Origin of the sequence: Microbacterium sp. Leaf151 (genome assembly GCF_001424225.1) — a bacterium.
GTDB lineage: Bacteria > Actinomycetota > Actinomycetes > Actinomycetales > Microbacteriaceae > Microbacterium.
Window position 1 is genome coordinate 356,543 of the sequence record NZ_LMOR01000002.1, and the last position, 22,425, is coordinate 378,967.

At 71.0% G+C, this 22,425-nt stretch carries 20 protein-coding genes; 15 read left to right on the plus strand and 5 right to left on the minus strand.

From position 1 onward, the window contains the following. Nucleotides 1-39: 39 nt before the first annotated feature. The 5 genes from ASF76_RS05765 to ndk all read left to right on the plus strand — a co-directional run bounded on the left by ASF76_RS05765 (nucleotide 40) and on the right by ndk (nucleotide 7,841). The gene (locus ASF76_RS05765) at nucleotides 40-1,578 is read left to right on the plus strand and encodes a dipeptide ABC transporter ATP-binding protein (RefSeq protein ID WP_235561244.1); all 1,539 of its coding nucleotides are present in this window, start codon (nucleotides 40-42) and stop codon (nucleotides 1,576-1,578) included. A gap of 598 nt (nucleotides 1,579-2,176) precedes the next feature. Continuing rightward, the gene (gene ileS, locus ASF76_RS05770; protein ID WP_055954327.1) at nucleotides 2,177-5,662 is read left to right on the plus strand and encodes an isoleucine--tRNA ligase; all 3,486 of its coding nucleotides are present in this window, start codon (nucleotides 2,177-2,179) and stop codon (nucleotides 5,660-5,662) included. Further along, the gene (locus tag ASF76_RS05775; protein WP_055954329.1) at nucleotides 5,659-7,011 is read left to right on the plus strand and encodes a bifunctional folylpolyglutamate synthase/dihydrofolate synthase; all 1,353 of its coding nucleotides are present in this window, start codon (nucleotides 5,659-5,661) and stop codon (nucleotides 7,009-7,011) included. Before ileS ends, ASF76_RS05775 begins: the two co-directional genes overlap by 4 nt. Then, complete coding sequence (locus tag ASF76_RS05780) at nucleotides 7,008-7,421, plus strand: DUF4233 domain-containing protein (RefSeq protein WP_235561245.1); 414 nt, start codon at nucleotides 7,008-7,010, stop codon at nucleotides 7,419-7,421. The genes ASF76_RS05775 and ASF76_RS05780 overlap by 4 nt, the downstream gene beginning before the upstream one ends. Before the next feature lie 3 nt (nucleotides 7,422-7,424). Then, nucleotides 7,425-7,841: a nucleoside-diphosphate kinase gene (ndk, locus tag ASF76_RS05785; RefSeq protein WP_055954335.1), complete on the plus strand. Its 417-nt coding sequence runs from the start codon at nucleotides 7,425-7,427 to the stop codon at nucleotides 7,839-7,841. Between the two features lie 297 nt (nucleotides 7,842-8,138). On the opposite strand, the gene ASF76_RS05790 is transcribed toward ndk, so the two are convergent. Continuing rightward, complete coding sequence (locus ASF76_RS05790) at nucleotides 8,139-8,735, minus strand: vitamin K epoxide reductase family protein (protein ID WP_055954338.1); 597 nt, start codon at nucleotides 8,733-8,735, stop codon at nucleotides 8,139-8,141. Between the two features lie 331 nt (nucleotides 8,736-9,066). Here ASF76_RS05790 and ASF76_RS05795 point away from each other — a divergent pair, with 331 nt between their 5' ends. Beyond that, a complete protein-coding gene (locus tag ASF76_RS05795; RefSeq protein WP_055954341.1) occupies nucleotides 9,067-11,805 on the plus strand; it encodes an Rne/Rng family ribonuclease in 2,739 nt (912 codons plus the stop codon). Between the two features lie 219 nt (nucleotides 11,806-12,024). On the opposite strand, the gene ASF76_RS05800 is transcribed toward ASF76_RS05795, so the two are convergent. Beyond that, complete coding sequence (locus ASF76_RS05800) at nucleotides 12,025-12,294, minus strand: DUF4031 domain-containing protein (protein WP_055954343.1); 270 nt, start codon at nucleotides 12,292-12,294, stop codon at nucleotides 12,025-12,027. Between the two features lie 211 nt (nucleotides 12,295-12,505). Between ASF76_RS05800 and rplU the strand changes: the two genes are divergently transcribed. From rplU to rsfS, 9 genes are all read left to right on the plus strand, one after another. Continuing rightward, on the plus strand, nucleotides 12,506-12,814 hold the full coding sequence (gene rplU / locus ASF76_RS05805; RefSeq protein ID WP_055836929.1) for a 50S ribosomal protein L21: 309 nt from the start codon (nucleotides 12,506-12,508) through the stop codon (nucleotides 12,812-12,814). Between the two features lie 18 nt (nucleotides 12,815-12,832). Beyond that, nucleotides 12,833-13,093 (plus strand): 50S ribosomal protein L27, encoded by a 261-nt coding sequence (gene rpmA / locus ASF76_RS05810; protein WP_055836932.1) that lies wholly within the window; start codon nucleotides 12,833-12,835, stop codon nucleotides 13,091-13,093. Between the two features lie 108 nt (nucleotides 13,094-13,201). Next, complete coding sequence (gene obgE, locus ASF76_RS05815; protein WP_055954347.1) at nucleotides 13,202-14,746, plus strand: GTPase ObgE; 1,545 nt, start codon at nucleotides 13,202-13,204, stop codon at nucleotides 14,744-14,746. Continuing rightward, nucleotides 14,743-15,579: a glutamate 5-kinase gene (gene proB, locus ASF76_RS05820; protein WP_055954349.1), complete on the plus strand. Its 837-nt coding sequence runs from the start codon at nucleotides 14,743-14,745 to the stop codon at nucleotides 15,577-15,579. The genes obgE and proB overlap by 4 nt, the downstream gene beginning before the upstream one ends. A gap of 4 nt (nucleotides 15,580-15,583) precedes the next feature. Next, nucleotides 15,584-16,843, plus strand: a complete 1,260-nt coding sequence (locus ASF76_RS05825) for a glutamate-5-semialdehyde dehydrogenase (RefSeq protein ID WP_055954352.1) — start codon at nucleotides 15,584-15,586, stop codon at nucleotides 16,841-16,843. 50 nt (nucleotides 16,844-16,893) lie between these two features. Then, nucleotides 16,894-17,118 (plus strand): hypothetical protein, encoded by a 225-nt coding sequence (locus tag ASF76_RS05830; RefSeq protein ID WP_055954353.1) that lies wholly within the window; start codon nucleotides 16,894-16,896, stop codon nucleotides 17,116-17,118. Between the two features lie 10 nt (nucleotides 17,119-17,128). Then, entirely contained in the window at nucleotides 17,129-17,725 is a 597-nt protein-coding gene (gene nadD, locus ASF76_RS05835) for a nicotinate-nucleotide adenylyltransferase (RefSeq protein ID WP_055954356.1), read from the plus strand. Continuing rightward, nucleotides 17,722-18,840, plus strand: coding sequence for a hypothetical protein (locus tag ASF76_RS05840; protein WP_055954360.1), 1,119 nt, complete (start codon nucleotides 17,722-17,724; stop codon nucleotides 18,838-18,840). The genes nadD and ASF76_RS05840 overlap by 4 nt, the downstream gene beginning before the upstream one ends. Further along, complete coding sequence (gene rsfS / locus ASF76_RS05845; RefSeq protein WP_055954363.1) at nucleotides 18,837-19,217, plus strand: ribosome silencing factor; 381 nt, start codon at nucleotides 18,837-18,839, stop codon at nucleotides 19,215-19,217. The genes ASF76_RS05840 and rsfS overlap by 4 nt, the downstream gene beginning before the upstream one ends. Before the next feature lie 78 nt (nucleotides 19,218-19,295). Here the strand turns inward: rsfS and ASF76_RS05850 are convergent, their stop codons facing one another. The 3 genes from ASF76_RS05850 to ASF76_RS05860 are packed head-to-tail and all read right to left on the minus strand — an operon-like array spanning nucleotide 19,296 to nucleotide 22,269. After that, nucleotides 19,296-20,231: a TAXI family TRAP transporter solute-binding subunit gene (locus ASF76_RS05850; protein WP_156459154.1), complete on the minus strand. Its 936-nt coding sequence runs from the start codon at nucleotides 20,229-20,231 to the stop codon at nucleotides 19,296-19,298. Then, nucleotides 20,228-21,616: a sensor histidine kinase gene (locus ASF76_RS05855; protein ID WP_055954371.1), complete on the minus strand. Its 1,389-nt coding sequence runs from the start codon at nucleotides 21,614-21,616 to the stop codon at nucleotides 20,228-20,230. Before ASF76_RS05855 ends, ASF76_RS05850 begins: the two co-directional genes overlap by 4 nt. Then, nucleotides 21,613-22,269 carry a response regulator transcription factor gene (locus ASF76_RS05860; protein WP_055954374.1) on the minus strand — a complete coding sequence of 219 codons (657 nt, stop codon included), beginning with the start codon at nucleotides 22,267-22,269 and terminating at the stop codon, nucleotides 21,613-21,615. The genes ASF76_RS05855 and ASF76_RS05860 overlap by 4 nt, the downstream gene beginning before the upstream one ends. Nucleotides 22,270-22,425 lie beyond the last annotated feature (156 nt).

A 22,425-nucleotide genomic window follows, 5' to 3' on the forward strand; every position in this document is an offset into this window, starting at 1 on the left:
TCGAGGAAACCGGACTCCGGGGGGCGGCTCGCGGACGGGGTGCATCTGCGCCGCCTGCGCATCGACGGGCCCGACGGCTCGATCGTCGACGGGCTCGACCTCGACGTGGCACCCGGGGAGTGCGTTGCGGTCGTGGGGGAGTCGGGCGCGGGCAAGTCGCTCAGCGCCCGGGCGCTGCTCGGTATCGTGCCGGACGAGCTGTCGTGGTCGGTTGAATCGCTCGAGGTCGACGGGGTCGACGCGGGGTCTCTCACCGAACGGCAGTGGCGGGCGCTGCGCGGAAACCGCATCGCGCTCGTGTCGCAGGACGCGCTGGTCTCGCTCGACCCGCTGCGACGGATCGGGGCGGAGGTCGCCGAGCCCGTCCGCATCCATGAGCCGTCCGTGCGCGGCCGCACCCTCGCCGATCGTGTACGCGCCACCCTGGAACGTGTCTCGCTGCCCGAGCCCGACCTGCGCGCACGCCAGTACCCGCACGAGTTGTCGGGCGGTCTGCGCCAGCGCGCGCTCATCGCCTCCGCTCTGGCAGCGCATCCGGCTGTGCTCGTCGCCGACGAACCGACGACGGCCCTGGATGCCACCGTGCAGGCGCGCGTCCTCGACCTCCTCCGGCGGATCACCGACGACGGCGTCGCCGTGGTCTTCATCAGTCACGACCTCGGTGCCGTCGCTCGGGTGGCCGACCGCGTCGTGGTGATGCACGAGGGACGCGTCGTGGAGACGGGCGCCACGGCCGACGTGCTGGCATCCCCTCGCCATTCCGTCACGAAGGAGCTCGTGGCCGCGGTGTCGCACGAGCCGCTGGAGCGCGAGCTGCGGTCGGACGCGCCGATTTTCACGGCCGACCGCGTGACGAAGCGGTTCGGTGAGCGGGTCGCTGTCGACGACGTCTCGTTCGAGGTGCGGCGCGGCCGCACGCTCGCGGTCGTGGGGGAGTCGGGGTCGGGGAAGACGACGCTGGCGCGCATCGTGGTGGGTGTCTCCGCCGCGGATGCCGGGGAGCTCGTCTTCGATGGACGGCCGTGGGGGCGCGCGGTCGCGCGCGGAGCGGACCGGCGGCGCGTGCAGCTGGTGCAGCAGAACCCGTGGGGAGCGCTCGACCCGCGGTGGAACGTGGGCCGCACGCTCACCGAGGCGGTCGCCGCCGCGGGTGTCGCGCGCTCCGCGCGAGGATCGACCGTGGCCACCCTGCTCGAGGAGGTCGGGCTGTCGACGGCATTCGTCGCTCGCCGACCGGCGCAGCTGTCGGGCGGTCAGCGTCAGCGCGTCGCGATCGCCCGGGCCCTGGCCGCGTCGCCCGATCTGCTCGTGCTCGACGAACCCGTCTCGGCGCTCGACGCGACGGTGCGGGCGCGGATCCTCGAGCGGCTGCTCGACCTGCAGCGCGAGCGGGAACTGGCGATGGTCTTCGTCACCCATGACCTCGACGTGGTGGCGGCGGTCGCCGATGACGTGATCGTGATGAAAGACGGCCGGGTCGTGGATTCGGGCGCTGTGTCACGCGTGTTCGCCGCTCCCGGGCACCCGTTCACACGGGAGTTGCTGGCCGCCGCCGGCCTCCGCGCGCCCGGTGCGTGAGCCCGCGCGGCTACCGGCCGAGTCGAGTGTCCACGACATGCCGTATCCACCGGGGCCGGGCGGCGTGTCCTGGACACTCACGGGAGCGGGCCGGACCAGGCGTTGAGTGTCCACGACGCGCCGCATCCGCCGGGCGTGAGCGGCGTGTTGTGGACACTCGCGCGAGCGGGCCGCACGCGGTGCTGAGTGTCCATGACATGCCGTATCCACCGGGGCCGGGCGGCGTGTTCTGGACACTCACGGGAGCGGGCCGGACCAGGCGTTGAGCGTCCACGACGCGCCGTATCCGCCGGGCGTGAGCGGCGTGTTGTGGACACTCGACGATCTTCGGCGGCATCGCGCGACCGGCGGGGTGTCCTACGTGCACAGAGCCGCCGCGCCGAACGCGGCGAGCGCGTAGACTCGGTCCATCAGCACCGATCCGGCCATCACCGGGGAGCTCGCGGAAGAAACGGGTCCAGACCCGGAGTAGAACCGCGCGGGGCAGGCCCGTCACAGCCGCAGTGAGAGCGGCGTACCCGCGAGGGTGCGCAATGCAGGGTGGTACCGCGGTCCGCACGGATCGTCCCGGCGAGTAGACCTCGACCCGCGGAGTGACATGACCTACCCACGCCCCTCATCCTTCGGCCCCGCCGCCGACCCGGCAGCGACCGGCACGGCCTCGACCTCGGATGCCGCCACCCGCGGTACCGCGACCCCGGATACGTCGGCCCCGGCTGCCGCGACCCCGGCGCCCGGGCAGGCCCCGGCATCCGTCGTCCCGAGCCCCCGGTTCCCGGCCATCGAGGACGACACGCTGGCGTTCTGGAAGGCCGACGACACCTTCCGCGCATCGATCGCGAACCGCGAGGGCGCCGAGGAGTGGGTGTTCTACGACGGTCCGCCCTTCGCCAACGGGCTGCCGCACTACGGGCACCTGCTCACCGGCTACGCGAAGGACGTCTTCCCGCGCTTCCAGACGATGCGCGGCAAGAAGGTCGACCGCGTCTTCGGGTGGGACACCCACGGCCTCCCGGCCGAGCTCGAGGCGATGAAGCAGCTCGGGATCACCGAGAAGGACGAGATCGAGCGCATGGGCGTGGCGACCTTCAACGCCAAGGCCCGCGAGTCGGTGCTCGAGTACACGCGCGAGTGGCAGGACTACGTCACCCGCCAGGCGCGCTGGGTCGATTTCGACCGCGGTTACAAAACGCTCGACACGACCTACATGGAGAGCGTGCTCTGGGCCTTCAAGACCCTGCACGACAAGGGCCTCGCCTACGAGGGTTACCGCGTGCTGCCGTACTGCTGGCGCGACGAGACGCCCCTGTCGACGCATGAGCTGCGCATGGACGACGACGTCTACAAGATGCGTCAGGACCCCTCGGTCACCGTCACCTTCCCGCTCGTCGGTGCCAAGGCCGAGGCGCTCGGCCTCACCGGTGTGCGCGCCCTCGCGTGGACGACGACGCCGTGGACCCTCCCGACCAACCTCGCGCTCGCGGTGGGTCCCGGCATCCGGTACGCCGTGATCGAGGGCGGCCCGAACGGCGCCGCCGACGTGCACCGCGCACCCGACGGCGCGGCCGACGAGGCTTTCGAGGCCGTCGCGCACCGGTATCTGCTGGCCGAGGACCTGCTGCCGAACTACGCGAAAGACCTCGGATACGAGAGCCCGGATGCCGCCCGCGCGGCCGTGGAGACGACCATCTCGGGCGCCGAACTCGAGGGCGTGTCCTACGACCGCCTCTTCGACTACTACGCCGACGCCGAGATCTGGGGCACGCAGAACGCCTGGAAGATCCTCGTCGACGACTACGTCACCGTGTCGGACGGCACCGGCATCGTGCACCAGGCACCGGCCTACGGTGAGGACGACAAGCGTCTCGCGGATGCCGCGGGCCTGCCCACGATCATCTCGCTCGACGACGGCGGCCGGTTCCTCTCGGCGGTCACCGACGTGGCGGGGGAACTCTGGTTCGAGGCGAACCGCCCGCTCATCCGCCTGCTCACGCAGGCCGGCCGCCTGTTGCGCGAGGCGTCGTACGAGCACTCGTACCCGCATTGCTGGCGCTGCCGGAACCCCCTCATCTACAAGGCCGTGTCGAGCTGGTTCGTCCGCGTCACCGACATCAAGGACGACCTGCTGGCGAACAACCAGCAGATCACCTGGGTGCCCGAGAACGTCAAGGAGGGCCAGTTCGGCAAGTGGCTCGAGGGCGCGCGCGACTGGTCGATCAGCCGCAACCGGTACTGGGGCTCGCCGATCCCGGTGTGGAAGAGCGACGATGCGAACTACCCGCGCGTCGACGTGTACGGCTCGCTCGCCGACATGGAGGCCGACTTCGGCCGCCTGCCCGTGAACGCCGACGGCGAGGTCGACCTGCACCGTCCTTACATCGACGACCTCACGCGCCCGAACCCCGACGACCCCACGGGGAAGTCGACGATGCGCCGCATCGAGGACGTGCTCGACGTGTGGTTCGACTCGGGATCCATGCCGTTCGCGCAGGTGCACTACCCGTTCGAGAACCACGAGTGGTTCGACGAGCACGCCCCCGCCGACTTCATCGTGGAGTACATCGGGCAGACGCGCGGCTGGTTCTACGTCATGCACGTGCTCTCGACCGCCCTCTTCGACCGCCCCGCCTTCACGGGTGTGTCGTGCCACGGCATCGTGCTCGGCAACGACGGGCAGAAGATGTCGAAGTCGCTGCGCAACTACCCCGACGTGCGCGAGGTCTTCGATCGCGACGGCTCGGATGCCATGCGGTGGTTCCTCATGTCGAGCTCGGTGCTGCGCGGCGGCAACCTCGTCGTGACCGAGGAGGGCATCCGCTCGGGCGTGCGCGAGTTCCTGCTTCCGTTGTGGAACGCGTGGTACTTCTTCGCGACCTACGCGAATGCATCCGGTGCCGAGGGCTACGAAGCCGAGTGGCGCACCGACTCCACCGATGTGCTCGACCGCTACATCCTCGCGCTCACGGGCGACCTCATCGAGGGTGTCGCGGGCGACCTCGAGGGCCTCGACTCCACGACTGCCGCCGAGCGCCTGCGCGACTTCGTCGAGGTGCTGACGAACTGGTACATCCGCCGCTCGCGCGACCGCTTCTGGGTGGGTGTGACCGACGACCCCACGAGCCGCGAGGCGTTCGACACGCTCTACACGGTGCTCGAGACGCTCACCCGCGTCGCCGCCCCGCTGCTGCCGCTGGTGACCGAGCGCGTCTGGCAGGGCCTCACCGGCGGTCGGAGCGTCCACCTCGCTGATTGGCCGGATGCCACGGCGTTCCCGGCGGCCGAAGACATCCGCACCGCGATGGACACCGTCCGCGAGGTCTCGAGCGTCGCCAACGCGCTGCGTAAGCGCGAGGGCAAGCGCGTGCGCCTGCCGCTGCCGCGTCTGACGGTGGTGACCCCGGATGCCGCGGGCCTGGCGCAGTTCGACGACATCCTCCGCGAGGAGCTCAACGTCAAGAGCGTCGAGCAGGTCGCCCTGCAGGACGGCACGGCGGCTGAGTACGGCATCACCCACCGCCTGTCGGTCAACGCCCGCGCCGCGGGTCCGCGCCTCGGCAAGCAGGTGCAGCAGGCGATCAAGGCCGCCCGTGAGGGCGACTGGAGCGAGGTCGACGGACAGGTCGTCGCCGGTGGCATCCCCCTCGAACCCGCTGAGTACGACCTCGTGGTCGAGACCGCCGGTCGCCCCGAGGGCGAGGCTCTCGCCGTGCTGTCGTCGGGCGGCTTCGTGCTGCTCGACACCGTCACCACCCCCGAGCTCGAGGCCGAGGGGCTGGCGCGCGACATGATCCGCGGCATCCAGGACACCCGCAAGGCCGCCGGCTTCGACGTGAGCGATCGCATCTTCCTGTCGCTGACGTTCGTCGAGGACGCCGACGCCCAGGCGGTCGCCCAGGCCTTCGACGTCGCTGGGGTGGCATCCGAGACCCTCTCCGAAGCCGTCGTGCTGGCCGGACCCGAGGGCCGTCTCGTCGAACGCGGTGCGATCGCGCCGGCCGAGTACGAGACCGTCATCGCCGCGAAGACCTACGCGAACGTGGGCGCCGTCACGGTCGCCGTCGCGCGGATCGGAGCCCCCGCATGAGCGACCGCACCAGAGCCGACGCCGTCTACAGCGCGCTGCTCGAGCGGCAGGGCGAGCAGTGGGTGCAGCCGCGCGTCGAGCGCACGCGTCGCGTGCTCGAGCTGCTCGCCGACCCGCAGCGCACCTACCGCGTGATCCACGTGACCGGCACGAACGGCAAGACCTCGACCAGCCGCATGATCGAGAGCCTGCTGCGCGCCATGGGGCTTCGCACGGGCCTGTTCACCAGCCCCCACCTCGAACGCTTCACCGAGCGCATCCTCATCGACGGAGAACCCGTGGCGGATGCCGCGATCGCCGACGCGTGGGACGAGATCCAGCCGTTCGTGGACATGGTGGATGCCGAGCTCGCTGCGGCCGGAGACGCCCCGTTGACGTTCTTCGAGCTGCTCACCGTGCTCGCGTTCGTCGTCGCGGCCGACGCGCCGATCGACGTGCTCGTGCTCGAGGTCGGCATGGGCGGGGAGTGGGACTCCACGAACACTGCCGACGGCGACGTCGCCGTGTTCACGCCCATCGACATCGACCACGTCGATCGGCTGGGCTCGACGATCGCCGAGATCGCCACCGTCAAGGCCGGCATCATCAAGCCCGGCGCCGCGGTCGTGTCGGCCGCGCAGCCCGACGAGGCGCTCCGCGTCATCCGTGCGCGCGCCGAGAAAGAGGGTGCGACGGTGTCGGTCGACGGCGACGGTTTCGCGCTCGAGGAGCAGACCCTCGCGGTGGGCGGGCAGCAGCTCTCCATCCGCGGCGTCGCCGGCAGGTACGCCGAGGTCTACCTGCCGCAGTACGGCGCGCACCAGGGCCGTAACGCGGCGCTGGCGGTGGCCGCGGTCGAATCCCTCATCGGCGGGGGTACGCAGCCGTTGGCCGGCGAGGTGGTCGCCGACGGTCTCGGCAACGCCACCTCGCCCGGCCGCCTGCAACTCGTCGGCACCGCGCCGACCGTGCTCGTCGACGCGGCCCACAACCCGCACGGGGCGCGGGCGCTGGTCACGGCCCTCGACGAGGCGTTCGACATCGACGAGTGGGGCGCCGTGGTCGGCATCCTCGACGGGAAGGATGCGGTCGGCATCATGTCGGCGCTCGTGCCCGCCGTGGCCCGCGTGTTCGCGACCGCCCCCGACAGCGACCGTGCGACCGACCCCGACGTGATCGCCGACGTCGCCGAGGCGGCCGATCTCCCCGTCACCGTGCACCCCACCCTCGAAGACGCCGCCGACGCCGCGCGCGCGTGGGCCGTGGAGTCGGACCGCCGCGCCGTCGTCATCGCCGGCTCCGTCGTGCTGGCCGGCGAAGCCCTGCGTCTGTCGGCGCTGGAGGACTGGAAGTCGGGGTGGCAGGCGTGAGTCCTCGCGAACCCCGCGCTCCGCGCCCCCGCCGTCAGCGCGGTGCGCAAGAATCGCTCGGCGCCGTCGTGCTCGGCTTCGAGTCGGTCATCGTCTTCCTCGGCGGCCTTGTCGTCTACGGCCTCAGGGTGCTGCCGTTCGGGATCGAACCGTGGTGGGGCATCGTCGGCGGCGTCGTGATGGCGATCGCGATGGTCGCCGTCTCGGGGATGCTCCGTCACCGCTGGGCACTCTTCGCCGGATGGGGGCTGCAGGTGCTTCTCCTGCTCGGCGGATTCCTCGTTCCCGCCCTCGCCGTGGTCGCGCTCATTTTCGGCGGTATGTGGGCGTATGCGACGATCAAGGGAGCGGCCCTCGATCGCGCGAATGCGCGGCGCGCCGCTGACCCCGACCTCTCGAACGGAGAATGACCCATGGCCACCGAAGAGACTCTCGTCCTCGTCAAGCCCGATGGCGTCGCTCGCGGCCTCACCGGCGCGATCCTCGCCCGCATCGAGGCGAAGGGCTACGCGCTCGTCGACATCCGCCTCGTCGAACCCGACCGTGAGACGCTCGCCCAGCACTACGCCGAGCACGAGGGCAAGCCCTTCTACGAGCCGCTGCTGGAGTTCATGCTCTCGGGCCCGTCCGTGGCCATCCGTCTCGCGGGCAACCGCGTGATCGAGGGCTTCCGCTCGCTCGCCGGCACCACCGACCCCACCACCGCCGCCCCCGGCACGATCCGCGGCGACTTCGGTCGCGACTGGGGCCTGAAGGTGCAGCAGAACCTCGTCCACGGGAGCGACAGCGTCGAATCCGCCGAGCGCGAGCTCGCGATCTGGTTCGCCTGATCCCGGATGCCATGGTGGCCGCTACCCTCACCGGGTGGCGGCCATCGTCTTTCGCAGCATGCGGGCAGTTCGCAGCCTCCGTGCTCTGCGTAGGGTCAGCGGCATCCGGTGCGTTCGGACTGAGGTTGCGCTGATCGCTGAGGATCTGCGCGGCAGAGTGATCGTGCGGACGCGAACTGCCGGGTGGGTCCGTTCCGCGTCGCCCGGCCCCTTCGACAGGCTCAGGGACCTCTCGACGAGCGGGCTGAGCCCGTCGAAGTCGCCGGTCACCGGTGCTCCGTCGCGCTCCCGCACGTGTCAGAACTGCGCGAGCACGTTCAGGCGCACCTGCGCGAGCACCGCGACGACGACGAAGGCGGCCAGCGTCATCAATGGCACCCACACCATCAACCGGTCCGCGACCTCACGCACCCGCGCCCCCGGGATGACGCCCTCGCGCAGCACGTGCAGCGTGACGACGAAGAACGACGGGATCACGACCGACCACGTCACCATGCACCACGGGCACAGCGTCGCGAGCACGAACAGGCTCTGCGCGATGAGCCAGATGACGAAGGTCAGCGCGAGGGCGAACCCGAGCCAGAACAGCGCCCAGAACCAGCGGGCGAACCGGGCTCCGGCCAGCAGCGCGACGCCGACGACGATCGGGGCGATCCAGGCCGACAGACCGATGATGGGGTTGGGGAAACCGAAGACCGCACCCTGAGCCGACTGCAGGTTCGCCGAGCACTGCACGAGCACGCTGATGTCGCAGGATGCCGCGGCTCCCGGGTTCTCGAGCTGGTGGAAGCGCTCCATCGTCAGCGAGAAGGCCGCCCACCAGCCGACGATGCCGGCGAAGATCAGCCAGGTCGCGACGACGACCGGGAGTCGGGGGGTGACGGTTTCGCTCATACGACAATCCTGCCACCGCGACTTTTCCGAGCGCTGAGGACGTGGCATCCAGATGCCCGTGCGCGTGCGCGCGGCGGACGATCGGCATTCCGGGCAGGGCGAACCGACGTGTTCGCTGGCCCTGGCGCCGGTCCGTGCGATAATGAAGGCCGATGTGCCGCGGCCGCGCCGCAGGAACATCACCCAGAAGACTTCGGGCGACGACCGCCCTTCGCAGCACGAGCCGCAGGCCTGCTGCAGACCGAATGAGTTCGCGGCCCCGCCGGGTGCGGCGCTGCATGAGATTTCGTCGGGCGACGCGCGGTGTCGCCCGCCAGGGAGAACCCCCGACATGGCCGATGTGACAGACGATCAGACCCCCACCGACGAGAGCGCGGCCGACACGTCCGCGCTGAATGCGCCCGACGCTCCGGCCGTCGGGGGCGAGAGTTCGGCCCAGGCCGACTCCGCCGACATCGACGGAGCGGCCGCCGACGAAGACGAGGCGGCGGCGGTTCAGGATGCCGAGGACGCCGTCGCCGAAGACACCGGGGCCCCCGCTGTGCTCGAGGCCGACGATGCGCAGACCGCTGATCCGGTGGAGAGCGCCACGGCGGAGAGCGACACCGCGGTGACCGAGACCGCCGATGCCACTCCCGACGACATCGCGCCCGCGGCACCCGCTGCCGATGAGCCTGCTCCGGCGGCACCCGCTGCCGACGAGCCTGCTCCGGCGGCACCCGCTGCCGATGAGCCTGCTTCGGCGGAGTCCCCGGCGACCGAGGCCCCGGGCGACACCGAGCCCACGGCCGAGGCGGCAGCGCCCGCAGTCGGCGAGACCCACGCCGCCCCCGAGGCTCCCGCCCAGCCGGAGCCCCAGCCCGAGGCGGCTGAGCCGGAAGCCGCGGCCGCACCCGAGAAGCCCGCCCGCCCGACCGCGGTATCGCTCGGCCTGCTGCCCGAGAACTTCGTGTCGGCCGTGTCCACGGCGCTGCACTTCTACGCGCCCGCGCTGCCGCCGCTCGCGCTGAGTGACGACTTCGACGATCGTGACGACCGCGACGACGAGGGCCCTGCCGAACGCGTGTCCGCCAACGCCCGTCGCCGCAACCGACGCCGTGGCGGCACCGAACCCGCCCCGGTCGAGCAGAACGACCCCCCGGCCGCCCCCGTCCGCCAGCGCGCCGTCGAGGTCATCACCGAACCGCAGCGCATCAAGGGCTCCACCCGTCTCGAGGCCAAGAAGCAGCGCCGCCGCGACGGGCGCGAGGCCGGGCGTCGCCGCCCCGTCGTGACCGAGGCCGAGTTCCTCGCCCGGCGCGAGGCGGTCGACCGCGTCATGGTCGTCCGCTCCAAGGCCGGTCGCATCCAGATCGCCGTGCTCGAAGACAACGTGCTCGTGGAGCACTACGTCGCCCGCAATCAGGACGCCTCCCTCATCGGAAACGTCTACCTCGGCCGTGTACAGAACGTGCTGCCCAGCATGGAGGCCGCGTTCGTCGACATCGGTCGCGGACGCAACGCCGTGCTGTACTCCGGCGAGGTCGACTGGGAGGGCGTGGAGACCAACAACCAGCCCCGCCGCATCGAGCTCGCCCTCAAGTCGGGCGACCGTGTGCTCGTGCAGGTGACGAAAGACCCGGTGGGCCACAAGGGCGCGCGCCTGACCAGCCAGATCTCGCTGCCGGGCCGCTACCTCGTCTACGTGCCGAACGGCACGATGAACGGCATCTCGCGCAAGCTCCCCGACACCGAGCGGGCCCGCCTGAAGAAGATCCTCAAAGAGGTCCTTCCCGAGTCGTCCGGCGTGATCGTGCGCACGGCCGCCGAGGGCGCCACCGAGGAGCAGCTGACCCTCGACGTGCAGCGCCTCACCTCGCAGTGGGAGCACGTCTCGAGCCAGCTCAAGACCATCCAGGCGCCCGCCCTGCTGCACTCCGAGCCCGACCTGCTGGTCAAGATCGTGCGCGACGTCTTCAACGAGGACTTCACGCGCATGCTCATCCAGGGCGAAGAAGCGCTGCAGACGATCTCGAGCTACCTGCAGGGCGTGGCCCCCGACCTGCTCGAGCGCGTCGAGAAGTACGACGGCGAGCAGGACCCGTTCGACGCGTTCCGCGTCACCGAGCAGATCGAGAAAGCCCTCGACCGCAAGGTCTGGCTGCCCTCCGGCGGCTCGCTCGTCATCGACCGCACCGAGGCGATGACGGTCGTCGACGTCAACACCGGCAAGTTCGTCGGCTCGGGCGGCAACCTCGAAGAGACCGTCACGAAGAACAACCTCGAGGCGGCCGAAGAGATCGTGCGCCAGCTGCGTCTGCGTGACATCGGCGGCATCATCGTCGTCGACTTCATCGACATGGTGCTCGAGTCCAACCGCGACCTCGTGCTGCGCCGACTCATCGAGTGCCTCAGCCGGGACCGCACGAAGCACCAGGTCGCCGAGGTCACCTCGCTCGGCCTCGTGCAGATGACGCGCAAGAAGCTCGGTCTCGGTCTGCTCGAGACCTTCAGCGAGGCGTGCGAGGTGTGCGCCGGTCGCGGTGTCGTCGTGCACCACGACCCGGTCGTCAAGCACCGTCCGTCGGGAACCGCGAACGGCAATGGCAACGCGAACGGCGGTTCTTCGAACCGTCGTGGACGCGGAGGCAACGCCGGTTCGTCGAACAACGCGTCTTCTTCCGCATCGAACACCGGTCACAGCACCGGCAACGGTGCGGCAGCGGCCGCGAACGGCGGCACGCACGTCATCACCGAGGGCGTGAAGTCCGCGCTCGCCCAGATCGCGGCATCCACCGTCAAGCCCACCGTCGACGACCCCGCCGTCGTCGAGGCGGCGGTCGTGGCATCCGTCGAAGCCGTCCTCGAGGCGAAGGTCGAAGCCGACGCGCCGGCACCGGCGCGCGAGAAGCGCCCGCGCAAGAAGCGCGAGCCCAAGACGCCGCGCACCGAGAAGGACGCCCTGCTGGAGTCGGTGCTCGAGGCGCTGCCCGAGCCGAAGGCCCCGGGCCAGGGCCGTTCGCGCCGTCGCGTGACCACGGCTGCCCTGACCGGCACCCCTGTGAACGCGCAGCCCACGACGGAGTCCTGAGCACGACGACGGACGTGAGGGGCTGCTCCTCGTCGCCGAGCCGGGCTCGCGCGCGACTCGGAGCGGCCCCTCCGCACGTCTCCGCCGGCCGGACCGGGAGCGGCCCCTCCGCACGTCTCCGCCGGCCAGACCGGGAGCGGCCCCTCCGCACGTCTCAGCCGGCCGGGGCGTCCCCACGCGTCCGCGTCGGTATGGCGAGGGATGCCGGGCACGTGCGTGTCAGGAGCGTCGCTCGCGCGCGGTGACGCGCAGGCCCGAGGCCCGCAGGCGCCGCACGAGCTCCTTGCCGCCGACGTGCTCGGCACCGGCGGCGACCAGAGCGGCGTGGCGCTCGTCGGGCACGTCGTAGTGGTCGAGATCGAACGCGCGGCGGGGGATGCCGGCGGCTGCGGCGAAGGCGTGAAGTTCGTCGAGATCGCTGTCGCTCACGAGGTGCGCCCACAGGCGTCCGTGCGCGGGCCACTGCGGGTCGTCGATGAGGATCGCCATTCCGCGATCCTACGGTCGACACGCGGGCCGATGCTTTTGCCGGATGCTGCCCGGTGAGCTAAACTCGACCCTTGGTGCGTCGCGTCCGCCCTACGGGAGCGTGACCCCGCTGACTTTCGTCGGCCGGATCGCACCGAGACTTGGGTCATCAGACCCTCCCAACGTCATCAGACAACCGGAGCCCCGCGCTCCCGAATGAAACAGGTGTGAAGTGGTTTACGCAGTTGTGCGCGCCGGCGGCCGCCAGGAGAAGGTCCAGGTCGGCACGGTCGTCGTGCTCGACCGCCAGAAGGCGAAGATCGGCGAGAGCATCCAGCTGCCCGCCGTCCTGTTCGTCGACGGCGACGCGGTCACGACCGACGCCGACAAGCTCGCGAAGGTCTCGGTCACGGCCGAGGTGCTCGGCGAGGAGCGCGGTCCGAAGATCGTGATCCAGAAGTTCAAGAACAAGACCGGCTACAAGAAGCGCCAGGGCCACCGCCAGGACCTCACGCGCGTCAAGATCACCGGCATCAAGTAAGAGCCAGGAGACGCAGAGATGGCACACAAAAAGGGCGCAAGCTCCACCCGTAACGGTCGTGACTCCAACGCACAGCGCCTCGGCGTGAAGCGCTTCGGCGGTCAGGTCGTCCTCGCCGGCGAGATCATCGTCCGTCAGCGCGGCACGCACTTCCACCCCGGCGCCAACGTCGGCCGTGGTGGCGACGACACGCTGTTCGCTCTGGCTCCCGGTGCGGTCCAGTTCGGCGCCAAGGGCGGCCGCAAGGTCGTCAACATCGTCACCGCCGCAGCGGAGTAATTCCCGCGCTTCGGCGCTCGAGGGGGTGGGCGAAGCCCACCCCCTCGTTTCATTTCCCGAACCGGCTGCCGCGCGTCTGGTTTGCTCGATAACCCGGAAGGACCCGCCATGGTCACCTTCGTCGACCGCGTCACCCTGCACCTGCGTGCGGGCAAGGGCGGCAATGGCTGCGTCTCCGTGCGCCGCGAGAAGTTCAAGCCGCTGGCCGGTCCCGATGGCGGTAACGGGGGAGGCGGCGGCGACGTGGTGCTCGTCGCCGACCCGCAGGTGACCACTCTGCTTTCGTACCACCACTCGCCGCACCGTTCGGCGGGCAACGGCGGTTTCGGCATGGGCGACCACCGTTCCGGCGCGGAGGGCGAGGACCACGAGCTTCCCGTCCCGCTCGGCACCGTCGTGAAGGACCCCGACGGCACGGTGCTCGTCGACATGCTCACCCCCGGCATGCGTTTCGTCGTCGCGCCCGGTGGCCTCGGCGGCCTCGGTAACGCCTCGCTCTCATCCCCCAAGCGCAAGGCTCCCGGTTTCGCCCTGCTGGGTACCCCCGGCTGGGAGGGCGACGTCGTCCTCGAGCTGAAGACCGTCGCCGACATCGCGCTCGTCGGCTTCCCCTCCGCCGGCAAGTCGAGCCTCATCGCCGCGGTTTCCGCTGCGCGTCCGAAGATCGCCGACTACCCGTTCACGACGCTCCACCCCAACCTCGGCGTCGTCCAGTCCGGCGACGTACGTTTCACCATCGCCGACGTGCCCGGACTCATCGAGGGCGCCAGCGAGGGCAAGGGCCTGGGCCTGGAGTTCCTGCGTCACGTCGAACGCTGCACCGCGCTGGTGCACGTCCTCGACTGCGCCACGCTCGACCCGGGCCGCGACCCGCTGAGCGATCTCGACATCATCCTCGCCGAGCTGGGCGCCTATCCCGTGCCCGAGGGGCAGACGCCGCTGCTCGAGCGTCCGCAGATCGTCGCCCTGAACAAGATCGACGTGCCCGAGGCGCGCGACCTCGCCGACTTCGTGCGCCCCGACCTCGAGGCCCGCGGCTTCCGCGTGTTCGAGATCTCGACGGTCAGCCGCGCGGGGCTGCGCGAACTCACCTTCGCGCTGGCCGACGTCGTCGAGCAGCACCGTCTCGCCACGATCGACGACACGCCCGCCGAGCGCATCGTCATCCGCCCGCAGGGTTCGCGCAAGGACTTCGAGGTCAAGGTCGAGGGCGGCACGTACGGTCCCGTCTACCGCATCCTCGGCGACAAGCCGGTCAAGTGGGTGCAGCAGACCGACTTCCAGAACGAAGAGGCCGTGGGCTACCTCGCCGACCGCCTCGCGCGCCTGGGTGTCGAAGAGGGACTGTTCCGCGCCGGTGCGGTCGCCGGCGCGACAGTGGTCATCGGTCCCGGCGACGGCATCGTCTTCGACTGGGAGCCCACGCTCACCTCTGCGGCCGAGCTGATGACCGCCCCGCGCGGTACCGACCCCCGCCTCGTGCAGAATCCCCGCCGCACCTCCTCGGAGCGTCGCGAGAGGTACCACGAGCGGATGGATGCCAAGGCCGAGGCCCGCGCCGAGCTCGAGACCGAGCGCCGCGCGGCGCGTGCCGCCGGCATCACCCCCGACGGCGACTCGGCGGTGCTCGGCGCCGAGGACGACGCACGGTGACGGCCGAGACCCGCGCCGAGATCCCGGGCGCCGCTCGCGTCGTGGTGAAGGTGGGGTCGTCGTCCATCAGCGGCGACGGCGCGCACCGCATTGACACGATCGTCGAGGCGCTCTCGGGCGCCCACCGCGCCGGCACCGAGGTGGTTCTGGTGTCGTCGGGCGCCATCGCGACCGCGCTGCCGCTGCTCGATCTCGGCGGGCGTCCGAACGACCTGGCGACCCAGCAGGCCGCGGCCGCGGTCGGGCAGAACGTGCTCATGTGGCGTTACCAGACCTCACTCGATCGCTTCGGGCTGCTCGCGGGTCAGGTACTGCTGACCGCCGGTGACCTCGAGAACGCCACGCACCGCTCCAACGCCCGTCGGGCCATGGAGCGACTGCTCGGACTCGGCATCCTCCCGATCGTCAACGAGAACGACACCGTCGCCACCCACGAGATCCGTTTCGGCGACAACGACCGGCTCGCGGCCCTCGTCGCCCAGCTCATCGGTGCCGACGCCCTGGTGCTGCTGAGCGACATCGAGACGCTGTTCACCCGGCCGCCCAGCGAACCGGGCGCGCGCCCCATCACCGACGTCGAGTGGGGACACGATCTGTCGGAGTTCGAGTTCGGCGCCGGAGTCGTCAACGGCGTGGGCACCGGGGGAGCGGCAACCAAGGCGTCGGCCGCGAAGCTCGCCTCGACCGCCGGGGTCGGCGTGCTCGTCACGAGCGCGGATCTGGTGGCATCCGCCCTCGCCGGTGACTCCGTCGGCACGTGGTTCGCCCCCAACCCCGATCCCGTCACCCTGGCGACGGGGCCCGTGGGCGCCGTTAGCGCGCCGGTACACTGAGCGCATGACCGTCATCGCCGCCTCCGTCGACGAGCGCCTGCGTCTCGCGAAAGACGCGGCGCGCGAGATCGCCCTCCTCGATTCCGCTCGCAAGAGCGCACTGCTGAACGCCGTGGCAGACGCCCTCGTGACCGCGTCCGACGACATCGTCGCCGCCAATGCCGACGACCTCGAGCGAGGGCGGGCGGATGCCATCGGCGAGGCACTCCTCGACCGTCTGCGCCTCGACACCGCGCGGGTGGCCGCCCTGGCCGCCGCCGTCCGCGACGTCGCCGATCTGCCCGACCCGGTCGGACGCGTGCTCGACGAGCGCACCCTGCCCAACGGCATCCAGCTGCAGAAGGTCGCGGTGCCGTTCGGCGTCGTCGGGTCCATCTACGAGGCACGCCCCAACGTGACGGTCGACATCGCCTCGCTCGCCCTGCGCTCCGGGAACGCCGTCGTGCTGCGCGGTGGGTCGGCGGCGCAGCGCACCAACGCCGTGCTCGTGTCGGTCATGCGTGACGCCCTGCAGTCCGAGGGGGTGTCGCCCGAGGCCGTGCAGAGCGTCGACGACTTCGGCCGCGAGGGTGCGCGCGCCCTCATGAACGCCCGGGGTCTCGTCGACGTCCTCGTCCCGCGGGGGAGCGCCGGTCTGATAGAGACCGTCGTCACCGAATCCACGGTGCCGGTGATCGAGACGGGTGCGGGCGTCGTCCACGTCTTCCTCGACGCCACCGCCCGCGACGACTGGGCGCGCGACATCGTCCTCAACGCCAAGACCCAGCGCCCGAGCGTATGCAACGCCGTCGAGACCGTACTCGTGCACCGCGGCGCGGCCGACCGTCTGCTGCCGGAGCTGCTGGCATCCCTTTCCGACGCCGGTGTCACCGTGCACGGAGACGACGAGACCCGTGCGCACGACGGGCGCGTGGTCGCGGCAACCGAAGAAGACTGGGCGCGCGAATACGGCACGCTCGATCTGGCCGTGCGTGTCGTCGACGACCTCGACGACGCCCTCGCCCACATCCGCCGCTACTCGACGCACCACACCGAGTCGATCGTCACCGACGATCGGGCCGCCGCCGACCGCTTCCTCGCCGAGGTCGACTCGGCGGTCGTACTCGTCAACGCCTCCACCCGCTTCACCGACGGGGGCGAGTTCGGCTTCGGCGCCGAGGTCGGCATCTCGACGCAAAAACTGCATGCCCGCGGACCCATGGGGCTCGCCGAGCTCACGAGCACCAAGTGGCTCGGGCGCGGCGGCGGCCAGGTCCGCGCCTGACCGCCTAAAATGGCTTTGCGCGCCGCGCAGACCACTCGAACGGAGTACTGATGACTTTCGCCACGCTTCTCGCCCACGCCGCCGAAGAAGGCGGACACCACGGCGGCAACGTGCAGGCCGAGACCTTCTGGGTCGGTGCCGTGGCATTCGTGGTCTTCGTGCTGCTGAGCCTGGTCACGCTGTCGTACCGCAACGTGTCGAACCGCCACGCGCACAAGGCCGAGGCCTACGCGCAGAAGCACGGCGCGCCTGTCCCCGAGGCGCACGGCCACTGAGGCCCACCGTATGTCGGTGACGCGCGCCCCTCGCATCGGGGTCATGGGTGGGACGTTCGATCCCATCCATCACGGTCACCTCGTTGCGGCGTCCGAGGTCGCGCAGTCGTTCGATCTCGATGAGGTCGTCTTCGTGCCCACGGGCCGCCCGTGGCAGAAGCACGACGTCACCGAGAGCGAGCACCGCTATCTCATGACGGTGATCGCGACCGCATCCAATCCGCAGTTCACCGTCAGCCGCGTCGACGTCGATCGGGCCGGCCCCACCTACACGATCGATACGCTGCGCGATCTGCACGAGCAGCGTCCGGGCGCCGAACTGTTCTTCATCACCGGCGCCGACGCGGTCGAGCAGATCCTCAGCTGGCGCAACCATCAGCAGTTGTGGGACCTGGCGCACTTCGTCGCCGTCTCGCGTCCCGGCCACGTGCTGAGCACCGAGGGGCTCCCTTCCGAGAACGTGAGCCAATTGGAGATCCCCGCCCTGTCGATCTCGTCCACAGACTGCCGCGCCCGTGTGCGTCGAGGACACCCCGTGTGGTACCTCGTCCCCGACGGCGTCGTGCAGTACATCGCGAAGCACCATCTCTACCGGAGCAAGGCATGAGCACTCCCGACACCCCCGAGACGCCCGCCCTGACCCGCCGTCAGTTGCGCGAGCTGCGTCAGACCGGCGCCACGCCCATCATCACGTCGAACGACTACACCGTGGCCCCGGATGCCACGGCGCAGACCGCCGAGACCGAGTCCCCGGTCGCCGACGTCCCGTCCCCGGACGAAGCGGCTCCGACCGCCGAGCCCGAATCTCCGGATGCCGCGGCACCGACCGCGGAGCCCGCGCCGACCGCCGAGCCCGAGTCTCCGGATGCCGTGGCGCCGACCGCCGAGCCCGAAGCGCCCGCTGTCATCGCGGCCGTCCCGACCGCTGATGAACGCACGTCGTCGGCCGACACGGCGCGCCCGGTCGATCCGGCGCCCGCCGCCGCTTTCGATTCCTACACCGAGGCCGGCGCCGACCACGGTGTCTCCGGCCTCACCCGCCGGCAGGCGCGCGCTCAGGAGAAGATCCGTACGGCATCCGTGCCCGTGATCAGCCCCGACCTCGAGTCGTCGGCGCCGCTCGTCGCGTCCACGCCGACGCCCGACGACGCATCTCAGCCGGCCATCTTCCGCCCGGCGGCGGCCGAGGCCCCCGCCCCCGCGGCGGCTCCCGCACCGTCGGTGGTCAACCCCGCCCTCGGCTCCCAGCTGCTCGACGGCGCGACGCCCGATGTGTCGCTCCCGTCGTCGTTCGACCAGCTCATCTCGCGCACCACCGGAGCGACCGGAACGGTCTCGACCCCGAATTCGCTGATCCTCTCGCAGACGCCCACGGGCGCGCCGCTCGTGGGCCCGGTGACGGCGACCGGCGAGATCATGATCACGGGCACGTTCGACCTGCCCGAGGGCCTCGGTTCTGTCGGGCACGCCCCCGGCACCACTGACGGCCGCGACGCCGACGCCGTCCTCCTCGACGGCGAGCTTCCGGCCGCCTCGTCACCCACCCCGATCGCGGCGAGTGCCGCGATCAGCACCGTCAAGCAACCCGGGGAGATCATCCGTCCCCCGGCGCCCGAGAAGGGGAGCAAGCTCCTCGTGGGTCTCATCATCACGACGGGTGCTCTCTTCCTGGCGGTGGTCGGAACCCTCGGCCTCGCCTTCACGACAGGAGTCTTCCGATGACCGCCACCACCAACGGTAAAGAGATGGCGCAGATCGCCGCTCTCGCCGCCGACGCCAAGGGCGGCGACGATCTCGTCGCCCTCGATGTGTCGGAGCCCCTTCCCCTCGTCGACGTCTTCCTCCTCGTCACCGGTCGCAACGAGCGCAACGTCGCTGCGATCGCCGACGAGATCGAAGAGAAGCTGCTCGAGGCAGGCCACAAGCGTCTCCGCCGCGAGGGCCGTCAGGAGTCCCGCTGGGTGCTGCTCGACTTCGGCGACCTCGTCGTGCACGTCTTCCACGAGGAGGAGCGCGTGTACTACGGCCTGGAGCGCCTCTGGAAGGACTGCCCCGTAGTCCCGCTCGAGATCCCCACGCCGGCGCACGCCGCGGAGTAGCCCCCACTCGACGACGCCCTCTGCCCCGCGGCAGGGGGCGTTCTTCGCGTTCGGGTCCCGCTGCTGCCGTGGCGTCGCTCAGCCGTACCGCTCGCGGTACCGGCGCTCAGCGGCGGGGTGCAACGGCACGGGCAGCGTGTCGATCAGACTCGCCGGTGTCAGGTATTGGACGCCGAGGGAACCGGGCGGCACGAGCCGCGCGGCGTCGTCGATGAGCACATCGACCAGGCGACGCGCCAGGTCGTCATCGAGGTCGCGGTGGGTCAGGAGCAGGTTGGCGACACCGATCGTCGGAACAGACGTGTCGGCGCCATAGACGCCCGCGGGGATCGTCGTGGCCACATATGCGTCGGGGTACCGTCGCAGCAGCTTGGGCAGGACGGGCGTCGTGTCGAGCACGCGGATCGGCGTCCGATCGGCCAGGTCGGCGATCTGGGGTGTCGGAACGCCGCCCGACCAGAAGAGCGCGTCGATGCGGCCCTGCTCGAGGTCGACGACCGCATCGCGGAACGGTCGTTCGATCGTGACGGGAGGCGTCGACGTCGACGTCAGGTCCCCGGCATCCAGAAGCCGGCGCGCGGTCGCCGCCGCTCCCGATCCCGCCGCACCCAGTGAGACGACGCGCCCCGACAGGTCGGCGAGCGAGGTCAGGCCGTCGGCGGCGCGCACGATGCACTGCAGGTAGTTCTGGTAGACCCGTCCGATGGCGACGAGGTCGTCGCCCGGAGTGGCTGCTGCCGCGGAGTCCGCGAGAGAGAGTGCCAGCTCGACGCTCCCGGCGTCGAGCAGGGCGAGGTTCTCGACGCTGCCCTCCGTCGCGAGCGCCGTGATCTCGACGCCGCCGGTCTCGCGTGCGACCGCGCTCAGCAACTGGCCGAATTCCAGATAACTCCCTCCGGGCTCGCCGCACCCGAGGGTCAGGGCGCGGGGCGGGGCGGGGGAGCAGCCGGCGAGACCGACCGCTCCGGCGGCCATGCCCGCCCACAGGAACCCGCGTCGGGTGAGCCCCGTCACGATCGCTCCCACAGCAAGCGAGCCGCGAGCCCCCCGGATGCGGAGCGGTCGAGGACGAGCCGCCCGCCGGCGGCGCGCATCAACTGGGCCACGATCGCGAGCCCGAGGCCCGTTCCGGTCTGCGTCGCGTCGCGGCCGGCGCGCCAGAACCGCGTGCCCATGCGGGCGAGGTCGTCGTCGGCGAGTCGCGTACCGGAGTCCTCGACCACGAGCCGGATGCCGTCGGCATCCTGGGCGAGACCCACGCGGACCTCGGCCGCGGGGCCGGCGTACTTGGCCGCGTTGTCCAGGAGCACGTCGACCATCTCGTCGAGGTCGGCGCGCCCGCACGGGACCGTGACCGCCGGGCCCGGAGCGGTGGTCAGCCGGAGCCCCGCAGCCTCCAGACGGTCGCGGTGACGGTCCGTGATCTCCGCAGCCGTGACGGTGCACTCCCGCGCGGCACCGTCGTCGCGCGCCGGATCGCGCCCCCGCGACTGCGCCGCGGCGCGGTGCTCCGCATTCGCGAGGGTGAGCATGCGCCCCACCGTGTATTCGAGTCGATCGAGGTCGTCATCGACGGCCGCGAGGTCGGTGGCCGCCTCTCCCTCTCGCGGTAAGCCGTCCACGCGCAGCCGGATCGCGGCGAGAGGCGTCCGCAACTGATGCGAGGCGTCGGCGACGAATCCGCGCTGCTGCTCGAGGCTGCTCTCGACCTCGGCCGTCATCTCCCCGAACGCACGGCTGAGGCGTCGAAGTTCGGGCGGGCCCGAGGGGCGCAGGGGCGAGGGGTCGCGGTGGGCGGTGACGTCGGCGACCGCGGCGTCGAGGGCGCGCACCGGGCGCAGGATCCATCGCGTCCACACCAGCGACGCCCCCATGAGGGCGCTGAGCAGCAGCACGCCGATGACGACGATCACGGCCCAGGCACGCGACACGTCCATCTGCGCGTCGCGGAGGTCGACGGCGAGTACCACGACGCCGGTCGACAGGTCGCCGGCGGCGATCACCGGCACGGCCACGACGGAGGTGTCCGGGCCCCAGGGCGTGACGCGGGGGAGCACGAGCTGGGGGAGAGCTCGGGATGCCGCGGTCACGAGCTCGTCGACACGCTCATCGCGCGATACGTCGCCGGCGGAGGCGACGGCATCCCCGGCCTCGTCGAGGACGAGCACCGACTCGCCGTAGACCGCGTGGAAGCGCTGGAGGTAGGTCTGTAGGCCCTCGGCGTCGCCCTGCACGAGCGCGGTGCGGGCACGCTGCACGACCTGGTCGAGGGCGGCGGTGCGCTGCAGGGCGAGCTGCTGCGTGCGGGAGTCGGCGATCGACTGGGCGACGGGGATGAGCACGGCGATGACCGCGATCAGCCCGAACACGAGCAGCGGCAGCAGGACGCGCAGCTTCATCCGGCATCCTCGAGGCGGTAACCGACCCCGCGGACCGTGGTGATGGTCAGCCCGGGGAGCTTCTGGCGCACCTGACCCAGGTGCACGTCGAACGAGCGCGACGACGTCGCGTACGCGTCGCCCCACACCTCGTCGAGGATCTGCTGACGGCTGACGATCTGGCCCGCGCGCCGGGCGAGCGAGAACAGGATGCCGAACTCGTTGGGCGTGAGCGCCACGTCGCTCCCGTCGACGGTGACGCGCCGGGCGTCGACGTCGATGTCGACCGGGCCGACCTGCACGCGCGTGGGCTCATCGGGAGGGGTGTAACGGCGGGTGACGGCGAGCAGCCGAGCGAGCAGCTCGTGCAGGCGCACGGGCTTGACCAGGTAGTCGTCGGCACCGAGCGACAGCGCCCGCACCGTCGAGCGCTCGTCACCACGGGCGGTGACGACGATGACCGGGATCTGACTCACCGCGCGCAGCTGGCGGAGGACATCGAGGCCGTCCATGTCTTCCAGGCCCAGGTCGAGCAGCACGACCTGCGCGTCGCGGTGGCGCAGCAGCACGTCGCTTCCACGGCTGACGCGCGTGCTCGCGTGGCCGGCGCGCTGCAACGCCGAGACGAGCGCTGCGGCGACGGAGCCGTCGTCCTCGGCCACGAGTACGTGCATGTCCTCATCGTAGGCATGCCCCTGCGCGGGGGATCGCTGCGGGCCGGGCGTGAATGTAAGGCGGATGTAAGGATCCGCACGGAGGGCCGCCGCTTGTCGACATGATGTCGGCATACGTCTCGTCGTCGTCGCCGGGAGACTCCGACGGCACACGAG

Excerpts from the sequence above, each read along its gene's own strand:
- ASF76_RS05855 (WP_055954371.1), bottom strand. The coding sequence starts at position 21,616 with ATGAAGCTGCGCGTCCTGCTGCCGCTGCTCGTGTTCGGGCTGATCGCG.
- nadD (WP_055954356.1), top strand. The coding sequence starts at position 17,129 with ATGTCGGTGACGCGCGCCCCTCGCATCGGGGTCATGGGTGGGACGTTC.
- ASF76_RS05860 (WP_055954374.1), bottom strand. The coding sequence starts at position 22,269 with ATGCACGTACTCGTGGCCGAGGACGACGGCTCCGTCGCCGCAGCGCTC.
- ASF76_RS05790 (WP_055954338.1), bottom strand. The coding sequence starts at position 8,735 with ATGAGCGAAACCGTCACCCCCCGACTCCCGGTCGTCGTCGCGACCTGG.
- ASF76_RS05775 (WP_055954329.1), top strand. The coding sequence starts at position 5,659 with ATGAGCGACCGCACCAGAGCCGACGCCGTCTACAGCGCGCTGCTCGAG.
- ASF76_RS05800 (WP_055954343.1), bottom strand. The coding sequence starts at position 12,294 with ATGGCGATCCTCATCGACGACCCGCAGTGGCCCGCGCACGGACGCCTG.
- ASF76_RS05840 (WP_055954360.1), top strand. The coding sequence starts at position 17,722 with ATGAGCACTCCCGACACCCCCGAGACGCCCGCCCTGACCCGCCGTCAG.
- ASF76_RS05825 (WP_055954352.1), top strand. The coding sequence starts at position 15,584 with ATGACCGTCATCGCCGCCTCCGTCGACGAGCGCCTGCGTCTCGCGAAA.
- rpmA (WP_055836932.1), top strand. The coding sequence starts at position 12,833 with ATGGCACACAAAAAGGGCGCAAGCTCCACCCGTAACGGTCGTGACTCC.
- ileS (WP_055954327.1), top strand. The coding sequence starts at position 2,177 with ATGACCTACCCACGCCCCTCATCCTTCGGCCCCGCCGCCGACCCGGCA.
- rsfS (WP_055954363.1), top strand. The coding sequence starts at position 18,837 with ATGACCGCCACCACCAACGGTAAAGAGATGGCGCAGATCGCCGCTCTC.
- ASF76_RS05795 (WP_055954341.1), top strand. The coding sequence starts at position 9,067 with ATGGCCGATGTGACAGACGATCAGACCCCCACCGACGAGAGCGCGGCC.
- obgE (WP_055954347.1), top strand. The coding sequence starts at position 13,202 with ATGGTCACCTTCGTCGACCGCGTCACCCTGCACCTGCGTGCGGGCAAG.
- ndk (WP_055954335.1), top strand. The coding sequence starts at position 7,425 with ATGGCCACCGAAGAGACTCTCGTCCTCGTCAAGCCCGATGGCGTCGCT.
- ASF76_RS05830 (WP_055954353.1), top strand. The coding sequence starts at position 16,894 with ATGACTTTCGCCACGCTTCTCGCCCACGCCGCCGAAGAAGGCGGACAC.